Source organism: Maricurvus nonylphenolicus, assembly GCF_042854845.1.
GTDB classification, from domain to species: Bacteria; Pseudomonadota; Gammaproteobacteria; order Pseudomonadales; family Cellvibrionaceae; genus Maricurvus; species Maricurvus nonylphenolicus.
In genome coordinates this window covers 3,764,569-3,785,460 of record NZ_AP031498.1, presented here as the reverse complement: position 1 = coordinate 3,785,460, position 20,892 = coordinate 3,764,569, and the positions used below count along the sequence as shown (strand labels likewise).

General features: G+C 49.2%; 18 protein-coding genes. 7 read left to right on the top strand and 11 right to left on the bottom strand.

Translation table 11 applies throughout. The features are described from left to right. Positions 1-152: 152 nt before the first annotated feature. Together ACGHZ6_RS16375 and rpoS are read left to right on the top strand one after the other, a co-directional pair. Positions 153-932: a peptidoglycan DD-metalloendopeptidase family protein gene (locus ACGHZ6_RS16375; RefSeq protein ID WP_390615071.1), complete on the top strand. Its 780-nt coding sequence runs from the start codon at positions 153-155 to the stop codon at positions 930-932. A gap of 160 nt (positions 933-1,092) precedes the next feature. Further along, complete coding sequence (rpoS, locus tag ACGHZ6_RS16370; RefSeq protein WP_390615070.1) at positions 1,093-2,136, top strand: RNA polymerase sigma factor RpoS; 1,044 nt, start codon at positions 1,093-1,095, stop codon at positions 2,134-2,136. A gap of 88 nt (positions 2,137-2,224) precedes the next feature. On the opposite strand, the gene fdxA is transcribed toward rpoS, so the two are convergent. The 3 genes from fdxA to ACGHZ6_RS16355 all read right to left on the bottom strand — a co-directional run bounded on the left by fdxA (position 2,225) and on the right by ACGHZ6_RS16355 (position 6,609). Further along, a complete protein-coding gene (gene fdxA, locus ACGHZ6_RS16365) occupies positions 2,225-2,548 on the bottom strand; it encodes a ferredoxin FdxA (RefSeq protein ID WP_390615069.1) in 324 nt (107 codons plus the stop codon). Positions 2,549-2,845: 297 nt separating this feature from the next. Continuing rightward, on the bottom strand, positions 2,846-5,503 hold the full coding sequence (gene mutS / locus ACGHZ6_RS16360; protein WP_390615068.1) for a DNA mismatch repair protein MutS: 2,658 nt from the start codon (positions 5,501-5,503) through the stop codon (positions 2,846-2,848). 122 nt (positions 5,504-5,625) lie between these two features. Further along, positions 5,626-6,609 (bottom strand): GlxA family transcriptional regulator, encoded by a 984-nt coding sequence (locus ACGHZ6_RS16355; protein ID WP_390615067.1) that lies wholly within the window; start codon positions 6,607-6,609, stop codon positions 5,626-5,628. A gap of 98 nt (positions 6,610-6,707) precedes the next feature. Here ACGHZ6_RS16355 and ACGHZ6_RS16350 point away from each other — a divergent pair, with 98 nt between their 5' ends. After that, positions 6,708-7,352 (top strand): DJ-1/PfpI family protein, encoded by a 645-nt coding sequence (locus ACGHZ6_RS16350; protein WP_390615066.1) that lies wholly within the window; start codon positions 6,708-6,710, stop codon positions 7,350-7,352. A 48-nt stretch (positions 7,353-7,400) separates the two neighbouring features. On the opposite strand, the gene ACGHZ6_RS16345 is transcribed toward ACGHZ6_RS16350, so the two are convergent. Together ACGHZ6_RS16345 and ACGHZ6_RS16340 are read right to left on the bottom strand one after the other, a co-directional pair. Next, positions 7,401-9,323, bottom strand: coding sequence for an amidohydrolase family protein (locus ACGHZ6_RS16345; protein WP_390615065.1), 1,923 nt, complete (start codon positions 9,321-9,323; stop codon positions 7,401-7,403). Positions 9,324-9,378: 55 nt separating this feature from the next. After that, complete coding sequence (locus ACGHZ6_RS16340; protein ID WP_390615064.1) at positions 9,379-10,020, bottom strand: TetR/AcrR family transcriptional regulator; 642 nt, start codon at positions 10,018-10,020, stop codon at positions 9,379-9,381. 146 nt (positions 10,021-10,166) lie between these two features. On the opposite strand from ACGHZ6_RS16340, the gene ACGHZ6_RS16335 reads away from it, so the two are divergent. Further along, positions 10,167-11,093: an alpha/beta fold hydrolase gene (locus ACGHZ6_RS16335; protein ID WP_390615063.1), complete on the top strand. Its 927-nt coding sequence runs from the start codon at positions 10,167-10,169 to the stop codon at positions 11,091-11,093. A 79-nt stretch (positions 11,094-11,172) separates the two neighbouring features. Here ACGHZ6_RS16335 and ACGHZ6_RS16330 read toward each other — a convergent pair whose 3' ends face one another. Both ACGHZ6_RS16330 and ACGHZ6_RS16325 read right to left on the bottom strand, forming a co-directional pair. Beyond that, entirely contained in the window at positions 11,173-12,195 is a 1,023-nt protein-coding gene (locus ACGHZ6_RS16330) for a glutathione S-transferase family protein (RefSeq protein WP_390615062.1), read from the bottom strand. Positions 12,196-12,356: 161 nt separating this feature from the next. Next, positions 12,357-13,223, bottom strand: a complete 867-nt coding sequence (locus ACGHZ6_RS16325) for a fumarylacetoacetate hydrolase family protein (protein WP_390615061.1) — start codon at positions 13,221-13,223, stop codon at positions 12,357-12,359. A gap of 332 nt (positions 13,224-13,555) precedes the next feature. On the opposite strand from ACGHZ6_RS16325, the gene ACGHZ6_RS16320 reads away from it, so the two are divergent. From ACGHZ6_RS16320 to ACGHZ6_RS16310, 3 genes are all read left to right on the top strand, one after another. Beyond that, on the top strand, positions 13,556-14,698 hold the full coding sequence (locus ACGHZ6_RS16320; protein ID WP_390615060.1) for an alpha/beta fold hydrolase: 1,143 nt from the start codon (positions 13,556-13,558) through the stop codon (positions 14,696-14,698). Then, positions 14,695-15,273, top strand: coding sequence for a cytochrome b (locus tag ACGHZ6_RS16315; RefSeq protein WP_390615059.1), 579 nt, complete (start codon positions 14,695-14,697; stop codon positions 15,271-15,273). Before ACGHZ6_RS16320 ends, ACGHZ6_RS16315 begins: the two co-directional genes overlap by 4 nt. A gap of 184 nt (positions 15,274-15,457) precedes the next feature. After that, positions 15,458-16,099 carry a TetR/AcrR family transcriptional regulator gene (locus ACGHZ6_RS16310; protein ID WP_390615058.1) on the top strand — a complete coding sequence of 214 codons (642 nt, stop codon included), beginning with the start codon at positions 15,458-15,460 and terminating at the stop codon, positions 16,097-16,099. On the opposite strand, the gene ACGHZ6_RS16305 is transcribed toward ACGHZ6_RS16310, so the two are convergent. From ACGHZ6_RS16305 to ACGHZ6_RS16290, 4 genes are all read right to left on the bottom strand, one after another. Beyond that, complete coding sequence (locus ACGHZ6_RS16305) at positions 16,096-16,458, bottom strand: hypothetical protein (RefSeq protein WP_390615057.1); 363 nt, start codon at positions 16,456-16,458, stop codon at positions 16,096-16,098. The genes ACGHZ6_RS16310 and ACGHZ6_RS16305 overlap by 4 nt on opposite strands. Before the next feature lie 66 nt (positions 16,459-16,524). Further along, positions 16,525-17,085: a YtfJ family protein gene (locus ACGHZ6_RS16300; protein ID WP_390615056.1), complete on the bottom strand. Its 561-nt coding sequence runs from the start codon at positions 17,083-17,085 to the stop codon at positions 16,525-16,527. Between the two features lie 27 nt (positions 17,086-17,112). Beyond that, on the bottom strand, positions 17,113-18,288 hold the full coding sequence (locus ACGHZ6_RS16295; protein ID WP_390615055.1) for an amidohydrolase family protein: 1,176 nt from the start codon (positions 18,286-18,288) through the stop codon (positions 17,113-17,115). A 105-nt stretch (positions 18,289-18,393) separates the two neighbouring features. After that, positions 18,394-20,652, bottom strand: a complete 2,259-nt coding sequence (locus ACGHZ6_RS16290; RefSeq protein ID WP_390615054.1) for a TonB-dependent receptor — start codon at positions 20,650-20,652, stop codon at positions 18,394-18,396. Positions 20,653-20,892 lie beyond the last annotated feature (240 nt).

The following is a 20,892-nucleotide window of genomic DNA, read 5'->3' as shown; positions in this document are numbered from 1 at the left end:
CTTGCCTATCTCGGAAAAATCTACCAAATAGTGCGTTGAATGAGCAGATTCAACGCAAAATATTAGACATTTTTATAATAAAGCCGTACTAGTTAGCACCATTTTCTATATTGGTTGCCTACTTTTTGTGCAAAGTCTACCGGGGTGGAGTAGTGAAACGAACCAGCGGGCAGCGTAACAAACGAGCAAAAGTGATCAATATTTTGATCGCTTTTCTGGTGTTGTCTGCCTGTAGCAGTGCTCCCCATCATGCGCCGGTGGCAGATCGGCGTCAGCCTCCCAGCGATAAGCTCACCCATCACGTTGTCAGCAAAGGCGAGACCATGTTCTCCATCGCCTGGCGCTACGGCATAGATTATAAGACGTTGGCTCGATATAACGGAATTGCACGGCCTTATACCATTTACCCAGGGCAAAGGCTTCGTCTGCATTCATCGCGAGTGACCTATAAGTCGCCTGTGAAATCCGTCACAAAAACGGCGCCTAAAACACCTGTTTCTCGTTCAAAAACACCGACAAAAACCGTTGTAAAAAAACCTTCATCAGCACCTTCCTATTCGTCATTTAAATGGCGCTGGCCCGCCAAGGGTAAGTTGATCAACGGTTTTTCTACCTCCAAAGGGTTAAACAAAGGTGTTGATATTGCCGGACGTTTGGGGGAGTCTGTAAGCGCAGCCGGTCCCGGTGTCGTTGTTTACGCCGGGAACGGGTTAAGGGGATATGGCAATTTATTGATCATTAAGCACAACGAAAAGTTCCTCAGTGCTTATGCCCACAACCACCGTTTATTGGTGGCAGAGGGAAATCAGATTAAAGCTGGTCAGAAAATTGCCGAGATAGGTTCCAGTGGAACTGACCAAACGAAATTGCACTTTGAAATACGTCGTGATGGTAAACCGGTAGATCCATTACGTTATTTACCAAAACGATAGAGGTGTAAAACTTTAATCCAAATTGCAGTCATCACTGCTGCAGAGAGGCTTAAGAAGAGTGGTCCACGAGGGGGTAGTAGGGGTTCAGCGCTACAAGATTCTCAAAGAAGATCTGTAACGCATGCGTCATTTCAACCGTTAACTCACAGGACTAATAACAATGGCAGTACAAGAAGCGAAAGTAGATCGGGATGCCAATAAAGAGTTTGCTGTACTTCAGGATGTTGATTTACCCGATGTAGAATTAGAAAACTCTGCAGGCGAGACAAAGACAAAACAGACAAAAGCAGCGAGCCCAAAAACTGTTTCTAAAACAACGGGCCGAAAGACACGTAAAAAGAGTGAAGACCCGGATAAGTTCCAAAAGAATCTGGATGCCACTCAGCTCTATTTAAATGAAATAGGCTTCTCGCCGCTGTTAACAGCGGAAGAAGAAGTGTATTTCTCCCGCAAAGCCTTGCGCGGCTGTGAAGCTTCCCGCAAGCGTATGATTGAAAGTAACCTGCGATTAGTTGTGAAGATCGCTCGGCGTTACGTTAACCGCGGCCTGGCCCTGTTAGACCTGATTGAAGAAGGTAATCTGGGACTGATTCGCGCGGTAGAAAAATTCGACCCTGAGCGCGGTTTCCGATTCTCCACTTATGCAACCTGGTGGATTCGTCAAACCATTGAACGCGCCATTATGAATCAAACGCGAACCATCCGTTTACCGATTCATGTAGTGAAAGAATTAAATGTGTATCTGCGCGCGGCGCGTGAGTTGGCTCAAAAGCTGGACCACGAACCTACGCCGGAAGACATTGCCGACCTGCTGGATAAGCCTGTAGAAGATGTGCAAAAAATGCTGGGCTTAAACGAGCGTGTGGCGTCGGTGGATGTGCCAGTTGGCCCATCGTCTGACAAGGCTTTGGTCGATACCATTCCCGATCAGCATGTTTCCGATCCGGCGGCACTGCTGCAGGACAGTGATCTTAGCGAAAGCATTGATAACTGGCTGTCTGATCTGACAGAGAAACAACGTGAAGTGGTAGCGCGTCGTTTTGGACTGCGTGGTTATGAAACCAGCACGCTGGAAGAAGTCGGTCGTGAAATTGGTTTAACCCGCGAGCGTGTGCGTCAGATTCAGGTGGAAGCTTTGAAGCGTCTGCGTGATATTTTGGAGAAGCAGGGTTTAAGCAGTGAGGCGCTCTTCGGAAACCTGTAGACCTTTTATCTTCAAGCATAAAAAAAGCCGCTTAACGCGGCTTTTTTTATGGCTGCAATCTAGAGTGATTAACGCTCTAGCTTTTCTTTTAGCGCTCTAGCAGTTTCAGCTTACCTTCAACACCGTCCCACTCCTCAGCATCGGCTGGAGAGTCTTTCATCTCGGTGATGTTTGGCCATACTTCGGCCAGCTCGGCGTTCAGTTCCAGGAATACTTCCTGACCTTCTGGCAGCTCGTCTTCAGAGAAAATTGCATCGGCTGGACACTCTGGCTCACACAGGGCGCAGTCAATACACTCGTCTGGGTGAATTACCAGGAAGTTAGGGCCTTCATAGAAACAGTCAACGGGGCACACTTCAACACAGTCAGTGTGTTTACATTTAATACAGTTTTCCCCAACAACAAAAGTCATGTTTCCGGACTCCAATTTAGACAGTCATTTTTGAATGACGCGCATTCTATCAGGATTTCTATATCGATGTAGAGTGTTTTTTGACTATAGCAAATCGGTTTTCTTGATAAGAACGGTCGCGAAAATCGGGGAATGTGCTGCTATTTGTTAATGAGAATTGTTTTCTTTTGTGGGCTGTCCAAAGACACTGGATTCCTGCCTTCGCAGGAATGACGAACTATAAATTTTTGCCATTCTTCATTAATGTCGCTCCCGCGAAGGCAGGAGCCTAGTGACTTTCCAGGAGGGGGCGTGAAGCTACACCAGCCCTTTAAGCTTATAAAGTAAATCCAACGCCTCACGCGGACTCAAATCATCCGGACTCAATTGCTCCAACTCTTCAACCGCCGGATGCGGCGCACCCGCACCAAACATATCCCCCTGAAATGGATCATCCAATACTGGCTGAGGAGCAGGAGCAGGAGCAGGAGCAGGAGCAGGAGCAGGAGCAGGAGCAGGAGCAGGAGTAGGAGCCTCGGCAATCGGTGTGACCGCATGTTGGCCCGCTTCCAGTTGCGCCAGCTGCTCTTTCGCCATATCAATCACATTGCCAGGAATACCCGCCAGCTTGGCCACCTGTAAACCGTAACTCTGGTTGGCCGGGCCTTCCTGAATATTGTGCAGGAAGACAATATTGTCATTGTGCTCGGTGGCATCGAGGTGAATATTCGCCACTGCCGGCAAGCTGTTGGGCAGGTCTGTGATTTCAAAATAGTGAGTGGCAAACAGGGTAAAGGCACGCACATTGGCGGCCAGCTGGTTGGCACAGGCCCAGGCCAGAGACAGACCATCAAAGGTACTGGTACCACGGCCAATTTCATCCATTAGCACCAGGCTGCGATCACTGGCGTTGTTAAGGATATTGGCAGTTTCAGTCATCTCCACCATAAAGGTTGAGCGGCCACCGGCCAGATCATCGGAAGAGCCGATACGGGTAAATATACGATCTACCAGACCAATACGGGCGCTGGTAGCCGGCACAAAACAACCCACATGGGCCAGCAGGGTGATAAGTGCTGTCTGACGCATATAGGTCGATTTACCGCCCATGTTCGGGCCAGTTACAATCAGCATACGACGGTCATCGCTAAAGCGCAGATCGTTGGGCACAAACGGATGTTCAGCAACCTGCTCGACCACTGGGTGACGGCCTGCACCGTATTCAATGCCCACATCGGCGTGCAGCTCTGGGCGGCAGAAGCCAAGGCTATCGGCACGTTCAGCAAAAGTGGTCAGTACATCCAGCTCCGATACCGCCGAAGCCGCATCCTGTAATGGCAGCAGTTGTTCGTTAAGTTTTTCAAGCAGCTCGTCGTAAAGGGCCTTCTCACGAGTTAACGCGCGGCTCTTGGCTGACAGAGCTTTGTCTTCAAACTCTTTCAGCTCAGGGGTAATAAAACGCTCGGCATTTTTCAGGGTTTGGCGACGAATATATTCAGCCGGTGCTTGCTCTGCGTTTGAGCGGCTGATTTCAATAAAGTAACCGTGGACACGGTTGTAGCCTACCTTCAGGGTGGATATGCCTGTGCGCTCACGCTCGCGGGTTTCCAGGTCCACCAGGAACTGGCCGGCATTGGTGCTGATATTACGCAGTTCGTCCAGTTCGTCATCGTAACCTTCGGCAATCACGCCGCCATCACGAATTACCACCGGCGGGTTTTCAATAATGGCGCGGCCCAGCAGGTCTTCCAGATCCGGGAAGGTACCAATGGTCTTTGCCAGGTTCTGCAGCTTTCGCGCCTGCATGGGGGCAAGCTGGGTTTGCAGTTCCGGGTAGGTGGCCAGTGAACTGTACAGGCGAGACAGATCGCGAGGGCGGGCAGAGCGCAAGGCTACGCGGCCCAGAATACGCTCTAGATCACCCACACGTTTCAGGCTGCCGTTAATCGGCTCGAACTGATAATTTTCCTGCAGATTAGTGATGGCATCCAGGCGGTCTTCCAGTTCGTTCAGATTACGCAGAGGGCGGTTCAGCCAGCGGCGCATCAAGCGAGCACCCATGGCGGTAGCGCTTTTATTCAGAACGGAAAACAGCGTGTTTTCTTCACCGCCATTAAGGTTGATGTCCAGTTCCAGATTGCGGCGGGTAGCGGCATCCATGGCGACGGCATCGTCACGGTTTTCAAAACCGATTTGGCGAATATGGGGCAGGGCGGTGCGCTGGGTTTCCTGGGCGTAGGCCAGCAGACAGCCAGCAGCGGCAACGGCTACATGCAGGTGATCACAGCCAAAGCCCGCCAGATCCTGGGTACCAAACTGTTGGGTCAGCAGGCGTTGAGCGGTTTCCAGCTCGAACTCCCATGGCGCACGACGGCGTACACCACGGCGGCCCTCGGTAATCTCATTACTCATAAGATCTTCGGGCACCAGCAACTCGGCCGGGGACAGGCGTTGCAGTTCACCCAATGCAGCTTCCAGGCTGTTGATTTCCAACACCTGGAAACGACCGGAACCGATATCCAGAGTGGCAATACCAAAGGTGGATTGATCATCCACCGTCACCACATTCAGGGCCACCAACAGGTTATCGCGACGGTCATCCAGCAGGGACTCATCACTGACGGTACCTGGGGTAACGATACGTACAACCTTACGCTCAACAGGCCCTTTACTGGTGGCTGGATCGCCAATCTGCTCAGCAATTGCCACCGACTCGCCCATACGTACCAGCTTGGCCAGATAACCATCGGCTGCGTGGAAGGGGATACCGGCCATGGGAATAGGCTCACCACCAGACTTACCGCGGGAGGTCAGGGTGATATCCAGCAGCTCAGCGGCCTTTTTGGCGTCGTCAAAGAAGATCTCGTAGAAGTCACCCATGCGGTAGAATACGATCTCGTTCTTGTGGTCAGCCTTCAGTTTGAAGTACTGCTGCATCATGGGGGTGTGAGTCGCTTTGGCGCTGGCTTGGCTCATAGGAATAATCGGTTTTTATAGCTATAGGGAAAAGCTGGCTAGGATAGCAAAATGAAGGGGGGAATGCAGCCGGGCCAGGGTCATAGGTATGGGCAATGATATTGGCCTTCTAACGGGGGGATTCAGGCCTTGTGACTATGCATTTCCCGCATTAAAGACGGTGATAAACCGAAGCGGTTTTTAAAGGCTGTTCTGAAGGCCGCTTCTGATTTAAACCCCACCAGGTGGCATGTGCGCTTGATGGTATTGCCGTCCACCAGTAATTGCCGCGCCCGTTCCAGGCGTTGAATTTCCAGATACTTGGCGGGAGATACACCCATGGTTTCGGTAAAGCGCCGGTAAAAGTTGCGTTCCGACATGCCCGCCTGATCGGCCATCTGCTCTACTTTGATTGGCTTGTCCAGGTTGGCTTCCAGCCAGTTGATTAAGGCGCCGAACTGGTCGCCCGCATTAAGCTGCTGATCCAGTAAACTACTGAACTGGGACTGGTTGCCTGGGCGGTGGGCATAGATAACCAGCGCTTTGGCGACCTGCCCCATAAGATCACTGCCATGATCCTGTTCCAGCATGGCTAGCGCCATATCGATACCGGTGGTTACGCCAGCGGAGGTCCAGACATTATCGTTTTGCAGATACAGCGCTTCCTGATCCAGTTCGATATCAGGGTGTAACTGTTGAAATTGGTTACATGCTGCCCAGTGCGTAGTGGCTTTAGCTTTTTCCAGAATTCCGGCTTCGGCGAAGATAAATGCACCGGTACAGACAGACGCCATTTGTCCAACTTTGGTTTTGGCTTTTTTTAGCCATTGAATCAGTACCTGATTGTCACAGGCATCTTGCAAAAATGGCAGATTGGCACCGGGTACAAAAACCGTATCTGTAGCTTTAAAGCGGTGGGATTTCAGCGACTGAGTCATCATCTCAATGCCACTTTCACTGGCGATAAGGTCGCCTTCAACCGAGAGCAGTTTGATCTTATACAGAGGTGCTTCAGCAATAGCATTAGCGCTGCTAAAGACTGAGGCCGGGCCGCTGTAATCCAGTGTCATAAAGCCGTTATAGGCGACAAAACACAGGGTGCGAGTGGATGTAGTGGTTGACGTCATAATGGCGGAATATAGTCGGTTGTTGTCATTTCTGCAAATGGGCGGCGGGTTTACTATGAACTTACATTATTCAGGAAATTGCCTCAGGAGAAGCAGTCATGGATTCAGTTACCAAACGCGTGTTAGCGATTTTTCTCTACCCCAATATGACCACGCTGGATTTTGTTGGGCCCCATGAAGTACTGTCACGCATCCCCGGTATGGAAGTAAAAAAAGTCGCCAAGGTTAAGGGCCCGGTAACGGCCGATACTGGTCTGCAGATTGTGGCCGATTACAGTATCGACGAAGTGAGTGAGGCAGACTTGCTGTTGATTCCCGGTGGCACAGATACCTTCACCTCCATGGAAGATAAAGCTGTGGTGGATTGGGTGAAAAAGATTGATACAACGACAGGGCGCACTGTTTCGGTTTGTACTGGATCGCTGTTGTTGGCTAAAGCTGGCTTATTAGAAGGTCGACCAGCTACGACCCATTGGGCCACACTGGATATGCTCAAGGAGTTTGGCGCTGAGCCGATGCAGGAACGTATGGTCGAAAGTGGAAAATATTTGACGGCTGCAGGTGTGTCGGCAGGCATTGATATGGGCTTGGCATTGACCGCGCAATTGACCAATGATGACTTTGCGCAATTGATGCAGCTGTTTATTGAGTATGACCCCGCGCCGCCTTTTAATGCGGGCTCGCCTAAAACCGCACCGGCGCATATTTTGGAAATGGCGAAAACGACTTTTGGTGTTCAGTAAAAAATAGCGATAAAAGAATAGGGGCTGAAGATATCAGCCCCTATACGATTAAGCTAAAGCCACTTCATCTTGAGTGGCCGTATGAACGCCACGTTGTTTTTTCATTAAACTTCCCATCTTAACCTTACCCAGTTTCTCACCAAACTGATTATCTTTCCAGGCGGTATGACCGTTAATTAATACCAATGGCACAACATTGTCCGAACGGTTTACCAGTTGTTGATGTTGGTATTCTTCACGGAATACACGTTGAACGTTGGCTTCACCTTCGTATTGATTAAGCTGTTTGGGATCAACCAAAATCAGGTCGGCCTGGTCACCGATATTGATGGTGCCACCGGCTACACCGAAGACATCGGCCGCATCTTTGGTTAGGCGTTTGACCATATAGCTCACATCGTTATCACCACCTTCGGCAGCCATTTTCAGGCAGCGCAGGTTAACATCGTAGAAGGCCATATTGGTCAGGTGAGCACCAGAGTCGTTAAAGCCTGGGAGTAACAGGGGATCCATAATCAGTTCACGGACTCTTTGCGGGTTGCTGTTGGCGGTGGTGGTGCACCAGCTTAACTGGGTGTCGAAGCTGCGTAGCATTTGCAACATAAAGTCAGCTTCGTCGGCAATCCAGAAAAATTCTTCGCGAACCAGTGTGAGTTCTTTTTCGGTTGCATCTTGAGGTGTATTGCCGGCCTTGATAGCTAATACACGGTCCATCAGGCTTTGAAAATCTTTGCCTTCCCACTCCGTTAATGGGCAAACATCCACATACATTTCTGCCAGGGTGCGGTGGAAAGCGTAGTCTTCCATATCGAGAATGCGTTTCAGGCGGGCGATGGAAAATCCTTGTTTGCCTTTCAGCCACATGGCTTTAAAGCGCTGGATAAAGTCGGGATCATTCAGAATCGCGCGGCGGGCTTCACGATCCTCCAAATCGGTTTCATTAAGGAAACGCAGCTCGGGGATTTCTTCCGACAATGGTGTAATCGCGCCGTCGGCCCAGGTTTTAAACGGTGCACCAAAAGCCTGGAAATGGAAGTCACCATTGATAAAGCGGCTGTTAAGCATTTTGGCTAACAGGCGTCCCATCTTGGATAACTTTTTGTTGTTGTTGACATCCAGTGCCGCTACGACAGTGGTGGTTAACGGTTTGCCGAACAGGCGGCCACTGGTTAGCAGGAAGGTTTTTAACGTATCTACCACACTGTCCTTTGGTGGCGTCGCTTGCCAGATGCCGTCTTCTTCTCGTACTACCTGGGTTAAGGCTTTCATTTCCTTGTACTTGGCAAACTGCGTTGGAATGGTTTTGTGGCAGTTGGGTTGGTTAGCCAGATAGTGGAATGGCAGAGCGTCGGTAGACATACCAACGTAACCCATGCGAATAGCATCGCGCAGCAGGTTTTCCATCTTCTGTAATTCATCACTAGAAGGGTCGCGATTGATACTGTCGTTAAAACCCATGGCTTCGATACGCAGCATAGAGTGGGGCAGCAGGGTAACAACGTTGGGGCCCAGATTGAGTTCTTGTAAGTGTTTTAAGTACTCTTCTGGACTGTTCCAATTCACTTGGTCGGCGGCTTGACGTAAAACAGTTTTGGGAATGTTTTCTACCCGAGCGTAACAATCCACAATGGGATCAGCACCGTCTTTGCGCTGTGCGCCAAAGGCCAAACCTAAACTGCAGTTAGCAATAACAACGGTAGTGGTTCCGTGGCGAGTGGATTCCGGTAGGCCTGGTGCCACTTCCAATTCCAGGTCGTAGTGGGTGTGAATATCAAATAACCCTGGCATGGCCCACAGACCGCTAGCATCAATCACTTCTGTTGCATCTGTGTGAGGCAGATCTTTGCCGCGGGCAACGATGCGGCCATTGGCGATGGCGATATCTTCTATTACCGGTGTTTCGCCATTGTTAAAGACCTTGGCATTGCGAATTAAAGTATCGATTGATGGTATTGGCTCTGGGGCATTCATTATTGTTCTCTCTCTTTGGCTTTTAGAGTTGTGTTATTGGTATTGTTATTGGGTGTTATTTTCGAGTTTGTTCTTTGAAATAACTCGCCAGCATCTCAGCACCCAGTGTAATAATGGGTTCGCTGGGTGGGGCAATGCCCTGAATGACCTGACTCAGATGGTGATGGGCCAAGCCTTCGGACATGGCGAATAAGCTAAAGGCGACGGCTTCAGGGTCTTCAACGTTGAAGGTTTTTACAAAGTCTAAAACCTGTTGGCTGAGTATTACTTCGCCCTGTTTCAGTATCTCCTGCAGATGTGGGTCGCAATGGCGGCGCTGTTCCAGAACCTGATGCAGTTCGGGCGCTTCCTCATGAAACGTAAACACCAGAGCCAGGTTGTGTTTCAGTAGGGCGGTAATATCTGTGAGTGGTAGCCGCGATTCCTGCTCTTCGAACTGCTGTGATAATTGCTCCAGGCGCTCGCGAGCAATAACCCGCAACATGTCATCTTTGTTGTGAAAGTATTGGTAGAAGGTTCCGGTAGCCACTTCGGCACGATTGGCGATGCTCTTGGCAGTGGTGCTCTCGTAACCCAGGTGTTTAAAGTCCTCGGTAGCCGCCGCTATCAGGGCGTCGCGCTTTAATCGTGCGCGTGCCTGGGTGGGAATAGGCTTGCTGGGTGGCAGTTCGTTTTCGGTTAATTCTTCAGCGACCACGGTAACTCTCAGAGTAGGTTATTGGCTTGTTGTGGGTTATTTTTGTACAAACTTGAACTTGACGTCAAGTTCTTTTTGTTTGAGACTACCTCAAAATAGGTAGAAACCCGATAACGACTACAACAATACGAACGAGAGAGAAGGTGATGGGCAATTATTCCGAGGCCGATATCCCGGCAAGCATTGAGGTTGAGCAGTGGCGCCAGCGAGGTGAGCTGGTCAATCTGAAGGTTAACAACCTCGAACATGAGGTGTTTGTCATCGATGAGGAGGGCGAAGACAGCAGCAAACCGGTACTGCTGTTGGTACACGGCTTCCCGACTTCCAGCTGGGATTGGGCGCCTATGTGGCCGCAACTACTTAAGCAGTTTCGCCTGGTAGCCATGGATATGCTGGGGTTTGGTTTTACCGATAAACCCAATAAGCGTAATTACACCATTCATAAGCAGGCGGATTTAGTCGAGGCTGTGGTTCGTTATAAAGGCCTGCAGGCATGCCATGTGCTGGCCCATGACTACGGGGATACGGTTTCACAGGAACTGCTGGCGCGTCAAAATGAAGGGGTAGGCGAAGGGAAATGGTTGTCCTGTTGTTTCCTGAATGGCGGTTTGTTTCCAGAAACCCATCGAGCGCTATTAACACAAAAGCTATTGTTGTCGCCAATTGGCGGGTTTATTAATCGTTTGTCAGGTTATAAGCAATTTCGTAAAAATTTTTCCCATGTGTTTGGGGCAAATACCAAACCGTCGGAAGCTGAGTTGGCGTCATTCTGGAAGCTGATTAATCACAAAGACGGCAAGCATCTTTTCCACAACTTGATGACCTATATTAACGATCGTAAAACCCATCGCGTGCGTTGGATAAAAGCATTACAGCAATCTCAGATTCCCTTGGCGTTGATAAATGGTTCTGTGGATCCTGTATCGGGTAAGCATATGGTGGAGCGCTACAAAGAGCTTGAGTGTCGTTTGGATTATTTAGGAGAGTTGGGAGCTATTGGTCATTATCCACAGGTGGAAGCACCGAATGATGTTGCTCAACATTATCTGAAGTTTCTTAATGCTATTAGTTGAGTCGGATTTCAGGCACTTACTAAAAAATAAAAAGAAAAAATGCCGGGGTGGAAGAGAATGCCCCGGCCAAGTGGTGTTGCTAATAAACCGTTTCTGAAAAGCAGGTTTCCAGCTTTTCCTTTAGCGAAGGAGAAGAATCCTTCGTGTCTTTAATGAGTTGTAAAGGCTTGTCGATGGCGTGGTGGCCATGATCAAGAATCGCAGTCTGATAACTTTCTCTCGCTTGTAGTGCTTGCCAGTATTTAGTCAGTATTGGATATTGGTTATCTGCCAGATAATAGTCCAGCCAATCTGATTCCCGTAGGCGTTCAAATACCGTCAACCAGCTAACATCGGCCAGCGTGAATTGCTCTCCCATAATCCATGGGCCATTCTTTTCCAGCTGGTCTTCCAGATCCCGGAAATGTTTGTGCATATAGTTGCGACCAGCGGCCATTTTTTTCATTAACGGCGTCAGCTTGGTAAAACCTTTTAAGCCAGAAATTTTTAACAGGGTAAAAAGCACGGCGCGGATCTTTAAGCGATGAAACAACAAGCCCACCAATGGATAGCGTAAAGGAATATAGGTCATACCTGCTGCAAATAACGGCAGGCTTAACATGCCGGAGCAGTACCCGGCGCTGATTTTGATACCTTCGATAGCGTCATCACCAATGATGGATGCCTTGTTAATCCAGTGTTGCATTTCTTCCTCGTCCTGCGGATTTTCCGGTACCAGCAGGTAAGGGGTTTTCGAATGGGCGGCGGCATAGGTAAGGATATCGTGGGATTCATACACCGGGTGACCGTTGTGGACTAACACCGGGAGAATGCCCGCAGGATTCACCTTGAGGAAATGGCGGCTGAGGGTTTCATAGTAACCGGTTTCAATCAGGTGAATATGATGGCCTTTATAGTCAATACCCAGCTCATCGAGGCAGACCCTGACTTTCTTCGAGCATAGCGACAGGGCGTTGTGGTAGAGCTCGAACTCTTGTTCGTGGGGGAGGTGGATATCCCGGTGGATACCGCCTGCCATAGCGTGGGTTTTGCGGTGTTTTTTTTCCCAGAAGAACCAGAGTGTAAACAGGCTGATCGCTGCGATTAAGGTCCAAAACATCATACTACTGCCTTTACGTTTTTGGCGGGGAGACCATGCGGTCTAACGGCTTAGGCATTAGTGTCTAACTAAAGTGATATAATGTCAATAATGTTTCTTGTGTCATTAGTGCTGTTTTGTCATATGCAGTAGCCCGCTAAGGGGCTGCTGCATAGGGTCGGGAGTTATACGGCAGGCTGGTCTGCCACCCCGTTAACCAAGGTACCTACACCACTAACCTCAACTTCAACAGTATCGCCAGCTTTGAGGATCACCATGGGATCACGCAGGGCGCCAACACCCTCGGCTGCGCCGGTAACGATGACATCGCCAGGCTCTAACCAGGCGAACTCAGAGATATAGCTCACCAGTTCGGCAAAACTGAAGATCAGGTCGTCCAGAGGCATGGTTTGCATGACTTCACCGTTCAGGCGGCATTCAAGTGTCATGGTATCCAGGTCCACTTCATCAGAGGTGACCAGGGCAGGGCCAAAGCCGCCGCTGCGGTGGGCGTTTTTACCGGCAGTAATCTGGTTGGAGCTGATTTGGTACATACGCGCTGAGGCATCGTTAAATGGGGTGTAGCCGGCCACATAGTCCAGGGCGTCTTCCACTTTGATGTTGCGGCCACGTTTGCCAATTACCAGGGCAATTTCCCCTTCGTAGTCGAATACTGGCTCAAGCTGTGGTTTTTCCAGATCTTCTCCAGAGGCTACCAGCGTAGCGGGACTACGCAGGAAAAGTACCGGTTTTTGTGGCTTCTCCTTCAGGTGCATATGGTCTTTGGCTTCTTCGTAGTGGGAGTGGGTGTTCATACCTGCACACCAGATAGTGCCTGGGTTGGGTATTACGGGTAGCAGTTGTACGTCGTCCAGGGCCAGGTCGATATCTGCTGTAGCCACGATTTCTTCAGCTTCTTGAAGACCTGCCGCGACAAGCGATTTCAGGTCTGGATAGCGGTCGCCCAAGCGGCGGCCCAAGTCGATGACGCCATCTCCCTTCTGTGCGCCAAAAGAGGGGGTGTTGTTAAAGGTATAACTGATCAATTTCATGGCTATTTACCTATTGGGATAAATCTCAGGGGGTAAGTTTCTGAACAACAATATTGTAATTGTAATAATCTTCAGTTTTGTATTTTGTGTCAATAGTGGTTTATGCTCATTTTTGTAAAGTGACAGAGGTGTTTACTGAAGGCCTCGCATCATCTGGCTTGCAGGGTGTTTCCGTATTTTCTGGTAAAGCGTTTCTTGTTTTGTGATTTGTATTCATGATTGACATAATGTCATTAAATGAATTATCGTCAGTTTGAGTTGGTCAGTATTCAGGCAAAACCTGCTATTGGCTGGGAGGAAAAGATGACGTTAATTCAGAAGGGGCAAGGTTTATGACAATGCTTGAAATGACACTGTGGGGAATTGTTGGGGCTTATTTAGTGTGGAGGTTTGCACGATTACCGGTGGGCATCACTCCTTTGGTGATTCTGATTAATGGACTAAGCGGATTTGTTATCCCGAAGGTACATACCGGCAGGCGAACGCCGGCAGTCAAAATTACTGACGACATGCGTTACCCGGTTACCACGCCGCCACCCAATACCGGTAACTTGCATGGCGAAATTGAATATCTTGACGGCGATATTCCAGTCACCCATTGGTATCAAGAGGCAAGGGGTAGCACCTATCACTTTGTGACGGCGGGCGATCCCGCTAAAGAGGCGATTCTGATTGTGCCTGGATTGCCAGAATCCTGGTGGGCCTTCCACCATCAAATTGCCGACCTGTCGCAGGATTATTATGTGGTCGCTATTGATATGAAAGGTTATGGACAGTCGGATAAGCGCTTACACCTCGATTATACCAACCCAGGTATGGCTCTGGACGTTGCCGAATTAATGGATAAGTTGGAGATCGACCGCTTCAATATCATGGGCCATGACCGTGGTACGGTGCTGACGGATCATCTAACCAATGTGCCCACTTTGAAAGGCCGCATCATACGTTATGTGCGTATGCAGCAGTCGTTCAATGAACCCCACGGTGAACCGGTACCACCGCATCATATTTTGAAAACCAAGTTTGGTGCCGCGTTGTTTAAATCCAAAAACTTTATCCCGATTATTTATCAGGCCTGGTTTCCTTCGAATTTGAGTGATGCCTGTTTGCAGCGCCTGGAGTATGAATTCAAATTTAAGGGCACCGGTGAGGCGATCAGTAAGTATTTTGAAACCACTAACTTCGATATTGAAATAAAAGATCGCGAGGATTATCTGTTTAAGTCAATGGATATGCCGATGCTGATGTTGCAAGCCTGGTATGACCGTGGCCAACACCCGGAAGAATACGATCGCTCGCCGGAGTTTGTGGCCGATGCGCGGGTGCAGTTTATCCATGCCAATCACTTCTTACACCTGGAAAACCCTGTTGCCACCAATCGTGCTATTCGCAGATTCTTTGCTGAAACAACCGTTTCCTCGAATGCAAGCACAGAGGAGGGAGTAGAAGATCTGCAATTGGAGGAGGCTTTATGAGTACGTTATCCAGCCCCGTGAATCGTTCGGGCTATTCGTTGGCACAAAAAACTCTTCATTGGTTGATGGCGTTGTGTATATGCCTCGACCTGGTGGTAGCCAGAAAATTCGGTGGTGACATGGAACTATGGGATCGTTTGGAATCCCGTGGTGATCACGCCAGTTTGAATTTAATTGTGCTCGGCTTGTTTATCTTGCGTCTCTATTTTCGTTTTAAGCAGGGATCTCCGGCCCCGCTTGCTGGGCCGGCCTGGCAAGTCCGGCTCGCTCAAGGCACCCACATGGCGATCTACTTTTTCCTGGCAGCTTTATTTGCGACTGGCTTAGCCACTGCTATGCACGCTACGTCAGCTGTTGTGGTATTTGGTGAATGGAGTTTATCGCTGGGTAATCTGGATGAAGGCTTGTTCCTGTCGATTCGGCAGTTGCATGAGTTTTCAACGCAGGCCATTTTAGTGCTGATTACATTGCACGTTGTAGGTGCGCTCTATCACCAAATCGTTCTTCGTGATGGTGTGATGTCGCGCATGCTCAAAAGCTCAGCCAAAGAGGCTAAAGATCCTGTTTTAAGCTAAAGCACTTGTTTGAATATCCATAGATTGGGCGAGTCTTGTTTCCTCAACCTATGGATATCCCCTCAGTATTATACATTGTGTCATTTGTGATATTATCGGATTATTGAGAGCCGAAAACGCTAACCTCTTGGTTTATATCGGCTTTTTATATCAATATACCGAGTTACCAACCGATAGTAGAAAGATGACCGAGACCACAACCACGCCTGCAGCCCCCAATCGTCAAAGCCGTCGTAAGCAGAAGACTCGTATGAAACTGCTTGAAGCGGCCAATCAGGTTTTTCTTGAAAAAGGCATAGAAAATACCACCGTTACCGATATAACAGAGACGGCGGATATGGCCTATGGCACTTTCTATAACTACTTCAAATCTGTTAGTGATGTTGTGCCTGTGGTGGCAGAAGAAATACTCAGAAAGTGCCAGCAGGAAATTAAAACGTTGCAGGAGCAGTATGATGATCCAGCAATGAAAATTGCGGTCAGTATTCATGCCTTGTTTAAAGGTGTTATGTCTGACCCGGCAACTAACTGGCTCACTCAAAAGCCGAATATTATGGTGGAGGAGCTGGCTCGTGTGGCGACGGATGATGCCATTGAGGATATGCGCAAGGGCGTTGAGAGCGGCAGTTTTCGCCTTCCCGCCGGGGCTTTAACCTTAAAGACATTCTGTACCTGGGCGTTTACCGGGGTGATGCACGAGGCCTCTAAAGACCCAGAGCAGCTACAGCAGTACACCCAAGACATGACCTTGCTGTATTTGCGTATCCTGGGGGTGGATGATCAAAAAGCCCAGGAGATGGTCAAGGTCTGTGCAGAACTGAATTAATCCGCCTGTTGTTTTAGCTGCTGACTTTGTTGAATAGCTCGGGTTTGTTTTATGGCCCTGGTTTGTTTTATAGATAGAAACAATAGTCCACTAAACAGCAATGTATCGATAATCGGCACCGCAATCACAACCAGCTCCATCATATAACCCATAACGGCAAGTGGCGGAATACTCAGTGAGATGCCGATCACCACTCTGAGGGTAATGAGTGGTGCATTGGTAAAACCCAGAGACAGTATGATTAGAAAGGTCGCCACAAAAAAGGGCGGCAGGATTAATTCTTCCAGAAAGTATAATTCTGACAGGGCGACAATATAAATCAGCAGAGCAGTAAGCCGCAGTGTCTGGGGATAGGTCATAAAGAGATTTCACAAAAATGCATTAACCCCGGTTAGAGGTTAATGCCAACAGTGCAGAAGAAGGGGTTAGGGTAGGTTTTTCTGAATGAGTGCGACGAATGCCTGTACTTCATTGGCTTCCAATTTGCCGTCCTTGTGGGCGAGTACTTTACCTTCGGTATCAATCAGCGTAATGCTTGGACCTTCTGAGGGCAGGCCCCAGGCGGTGCGCACACTGGCCTGGGTATCCAGAACATATTCGCTATCAGTGTGAGTGCGTTGCAGATCTTCGATCTGCAGTTTAGCCATCTGACGAAGAAACGACGCAACATCGGAAACATTCAGCACGGTTAATGTCGAGAACTCAGATGGGCTCAATTTCAGTGCTGTGACTGTATCGATAAAAGGCTTATTGATTTCATCGACACCCAGAGCCGCATTCAAGTGGTGGATAACACGTACCTTGCCTGTCAGATCACCACCTTGCCAATCCTGATAACTGATGCCCTCATCCTGCAAGTGTAGGCGTTGGGCGATAGAGGCCATCGCTGGAGCACTTTTTCCAATGGTCAGCTCATCAGCGTAGTTTGTGGTACTGAGCAGACATAATGCTGTACTCAGTAAAACGCGGTTTAAAAATTTCATCATCTTCTCCTACTGTCTTTTACAGATCTTTTACAGACGGAACAGTTTCTCTGAATTCAGGTGATAGATCTTTTCTTTGTCGGCATCGCTGATTGGTGCAGCGTCCATCATGCGAACAGGTTCACCGGCTTCTTCGGCTGGGTAATCTACCGCGAAAAGAATGCGGTCTGCCCCCATCACTTTATGAGCTAGCATAAATGGGTTTTCGTAATTCATGCCGCTAGTGGTGATATAGAAGTTATCCAGGAAATAATCGCTGGGTTTTTTCGTTAGTTTACGCACCGGTGGTTGGATCTTATGGAAGAGTTCCATTTTGTGATCAATACGCGGCAACCAGAAGGGAATGCCTTCACCCATATGACCAAGCACAATTTTAAGTTTCGGGAATTCTTCGAAAACGCCACCCAGAATCATGCGTAATGCATGCAGGCTGGTATCGATATTGAAACCGAATGCGGCGGCTTCCAGACCAAAGTATTTCTGGAAGGGTTTCACCATATCTGGCGCCGGTGTACGCGGATGAATGTAAATGGGGACATCCAGTGCTTGGGCTTTTTCCAGAATAGGCCAGAACTTTTCTTCATCCAGAAACTCACCTTTGGTATGGGAATTAATCATCAGGCCTTTCATACCGAGCTTGGTTACCGAACGGTCAAGCTCTTTGGCGGCTGCGATGGGATCCTGTGGTGCGACCGTGGCCAAACCGGCAAAACGGTCGGGGTGTTGTTGTACGGCACGGGCCAGGTGTTCATTCACTTTTTGCGCCAGCGCAGTACCTTGCTGAGCATCGTAAACCTGAACACCCGGTGACATCAGTGACAGCAGCTGCATATCAATGCCATCGCGATCCATGGCGGACAGGCGCAATTCGCCAATGTCCATCATGCGTTCGATATTGTCGGTATCACCTTTACCGGCCAACGCTTTCATGGTGGTGCCAAAAAACTGGGTAAAGCCGGGTTCGTCGGCCGGGTTTTGAGCCAGTAATTTTTGTTGGGCGAAAGCCATTTCCGGGGTTAGGAAAAACTCTTCGACGGTGATGCGTTTAAAGCGCTTGGCACTGACACCTGAGCTGGCCGATGCGCCTGAACTTTGTGTTGCACTTAACGGCGTTGCACCTAAAGTGGAGGCGCTTAACGACGAGGCGCCGAGCAGTGCAGAGCTGGAAAGGGTCGCTTTTAAAAGGGATCGCCGGTTGATGCTCATGTTGTGATACTCCTAACGATGGAACAAAGTATTGCGTAAAGTTTTTAGCAGGGCATTGCCCCACAGCACAGGGCTGCGGGGCTATTCTTTTAGTATATGTACAGTTTAGAAATTATAGGTGAGCTCCACACCATAGCGACGTGGCGCAGCGTAATACTGCATGCCGCCTCCACCAATCACGTCCGGATAACCGGAAACATTATTGATATATTCCTTGTCACCGCAGTTATTGCAGAAGGCACGCAGGCGGGTTTTGCCATCGGGTAGATCCCACCAGGCGGCGAGGTTCACTACACCAAAGGCATCTTGGGAAGCCTGTTCGGTATTGTCGAAGTCGAAGTAGTAGTCATCTTTCCAGGAGTAGTTACCCTGGAAGGACAGTTCACCGTTATTACCTAAATCCACAAGATAGTTAAAGCCCAGAGTGGCGGCATGATCGGGTGCATAGGCCATATCATTACCGGCGCGATCACCGTCAATGGAATCAAACTCGTCGAATACCGCATCCTGGTAGGTGTAGCTAAAGTTCACAGTCAGGTTTTCGGCAAGCAACGCAACCAGATCCACTTCCAGCCCGTCCATGGTGCTCTTACCGGCATTCTGGGTTAGACCGGTAGGTTGGCCATTTAATGAAACAATAGACTGTACCTGTTGGTCTTCATACTTGTAGCGGTAAATAGCGGCGTTTAACTGTAAACGCTGATTCCACAGCATGGACTTGATACCAATCTCGGCCATTTGCAGCTTTTCTTCATCAAAGCTTTCCTGGGCCGCTTCTGCAGTGGAAACCTGGAACTGTACGCCACCGCTTTTGAAACCACTGGCATAGGTGGCATACAGCATAATGTCGTCAGTCAGTTGATAATCCAGGGTTAAGCGAGGATCGGTGGAGGAATAGTTGAGCGTGTCACCCACCAGGAAGTCCGCCAGCATTGGGCCCCACCCAGGAGTATTGGTGGTACCGTTGTAGGTGTATTCCTTTTCATCATCGGTGTAACGCAAGCCCAGGGTTAAGCCCATTTGCGGGGTAATGGCGTAGGTTGCCTGACCGTAGATGGCGTAACTTTCCGTTTCCAGATCAACCAGACCACTGGTATTGCTATACGCCAGGCTAGTGTAATCGAGTGCACCCATTGTTGCTGCAAACGCAGCGGTGGTGCCCAACATACTGTCCTGACCAAACATCTGAATATCAGTACGGGAAGCGTCATCGGTGAAATAATAAATTCCGGCAACCCACTGCAGTTTGTCATCAAAGGTGAAATAGCCACCGTCTACCGAGCTAAAACGGAACTCCTGACTGTACTGGGTGGATTCCTGCTCGATATCGTGTACCCAGATATCCAGTGTCGTACCGTCAAGGTCGCGTGCTTCTGAGTATTCTTCATCGGTGCGACTGGTAATCGAAGTGAACTCGTAGTTCTCACCAAAATATTTGGCTTTTACAGCGAGCATATTACTGTCACGCTCAAGAAAACCTGGGGTACTGTAGGCGTTGCTGTATTCGTCTGTTTGGCTACCAGCGACAATAGCATTGACCGTAGCGGCCGGGATAAATGGAGCAACCGCAGTAATGCCGTTGGTGGCTACCAAAGGTTCGCCCAGCTGCGCATCAGATTCTACCGAACTGACATCGGCCGTGAAGGTAAATTCCCATTCATCACTGGGTGTTGCCAGCAGTGTCATACGGGCTGAATCGTTGCGGTTGTTGTTGTCTTTACCGCTAGTGGTGTCTTCTACAACGCCGTCAACATCGCTGGTTGACAGACTCATGCGACCCATCAATTTGTCTTCCACCAAGGCGCCGGAGACAGAGCCACTGGCCAGGTAGTAACCATCATTACCCACACCGGCTTTGACCTTGCCTTCGAATTCATTGGCTGGCTTTTTGGTAATCATATTGATGGCGCCACCAATGGTATTGCGGCCGTAAAGAGTGCCTTGGGGTCCTTTCAGAACCTCTACACGCTCCAGATCCATAATGCCGGTCAGGGTATTGCTGAAGCGGGCGTTGTAGATCTCATCGACAAAAACACCGATGGAACCGTCGGTTCCAATATCAAACTTGCTGGTGCCAATACCACGGACATACACATAGGGGCGGGCAGCACTTTCACCGCCTATGGATATGCTGGGCATAGCGTGCTGCAGCTGGTCAATATCGCCCCAACCTGCATTTTCTATGTCTTCTGCACCAAATGCCGAGATGGATGATGGTACTTCCTGCAGGCTTTCGGCTCGCTTTTGGGCGGTAACAATAACTTCTTCCAGTGCCAGGCCATCTCCCTCATTGGCATGGCTGATAGCTGGTAAGGCTGCTGCTATGGCTAGGGCTAAAGGGGTCAGTCTCACTTGAAACTTCATCAGTTTCACCTCTCTTTTATACGAAGTGTTTGCTCACTTTCATTTATAAGTTTGTTTATCAAGAGTCAGCTTTTAATTGATACTTGGTATTAAAATGATGCTCTGTATTTAAATGACACAATGTCATAAATGATGTTCTCGCTATTTTTGGCGGATGTCAACAGTCTATGTGTTATCAGGAAGGTTGCTACTCAGGCTGAAAGACGCTTAAACGCTTCTGTGGCGGGGGCAGATTTGTCA

Bases quoted from the DNA above. Each gene is read 5' to 3' on its own strand.
- ACGHZ6_RS16350 (WP_390615066.1), top strand. From the start codon at position 6,708: ATGGATTCAGTTACCAAACGCGTGTTAGCGATTTTTCTCTACCCCAAT.
- ACGHZ6_RS16330 (WP_390615062.1), bottom strand. From the start codon at position 12,195: ATGATGTTTTGGACCTTAATCGCAGCGATCAGCCTGTTTACACTCTGG.
- rpoS (WP_390615070.1), top strand. From the start codon at position 1,093: ATGGCAGTACAAGAAGCGAAAGTAGATCGGGATGCCAATAAAGAGTTT.
- ACGHZ6_RS16335 (WP_390615063.1), top strand. From the start codon at position 10,167: ATGGGCAATTATTCCGAGGCCGATATCCCGGCAAGCATTGAGGTTGAG.
- mutS (WP_390615068.1), bottom strand. From the start codon at position 5,503: ATGAGCCAAGCCAGCGCCAAAGCGACTCACACCCCCATGATGCAGCAG.
- ACGHZ6_RS16320 (WP_390615060.1), top strand. From the start codon at position 13,556: ATGACAATGCTTGAAATGACACTGTGGGGAATTGTTGGGGCTTATTTA.
- ACGHZ6_RS16345 (WP_390615065.1), bottom strand. From the start codon at position 9,323: ATGAATGCCCCAGAGCCAATACCATCAATCGATACTTTAATTCGCAAT.
- fdxA (WP_390615069.1), bottom strand. From the start codon at position 2,548: ATGACTTTTGTTGTTGGGGAAAACTGTATTAAATGTAAACACACTGAC.
- ACGHZ6_RS16310 (WP_390615058.1), top strand. From the start codon at position 15,458: ATGACCGAGACCACAACCACGCCTGCAGCCCCCAATCGTCAAAGCCGT.
- ACGHZ6_RS16290 (WP_390615054.1), bottom strand. From the start codon at position 20,652: ATGAAGTTTCAAGTGAGACTGACCCCTTTAGCCCTAGCCATAGCAGCA.
- ACGHZ6_RS16300 (WP_390615056.1), bottom strand. From the start codon at position 17,085: ATGATGAAATTTTTAAACCGCGTTTTACTGAGTACAGCATTATGTCTG.
- ACGHZ6_RS16355 (WP_390615067.1), bottom strand. From the start codon at position 6,609: ATGACGTCAACCACTACATCCACTCGCACCCTGTGTTTTGTCGCCTAT.
- ACGHZ6_RS16315 (WP_390615059.1), top strand. From the start codon at position 14,695: ATGAGTACGTTATCCAGCCCCGTGAATCGTTCGGGCTATTCGTTGGCA.
- ACGHZ6_RS16305 (WP_390615057.1), bottom strand. From the start codon at position 16,458: ATGACCTATCCCCAGACACTGCGGCTTACTGCTCTGCTGATTTATATT.
- ACGHZ6_RS16295 (WP_390615055.1), bottom strand. From the start codon at position 18,288: ATGAGCATCAACCGGCGATCCCTTTTAAAAGCGACCCTTTCCAGCTCT.
- ACGHZ6_RS16325 (WP_390615061.1), bottom strand. From the start codon at position 13,223: ATGAAATTGATCAGTTATACCTTTAACAACACCCCCTCTTTTGGCGCA.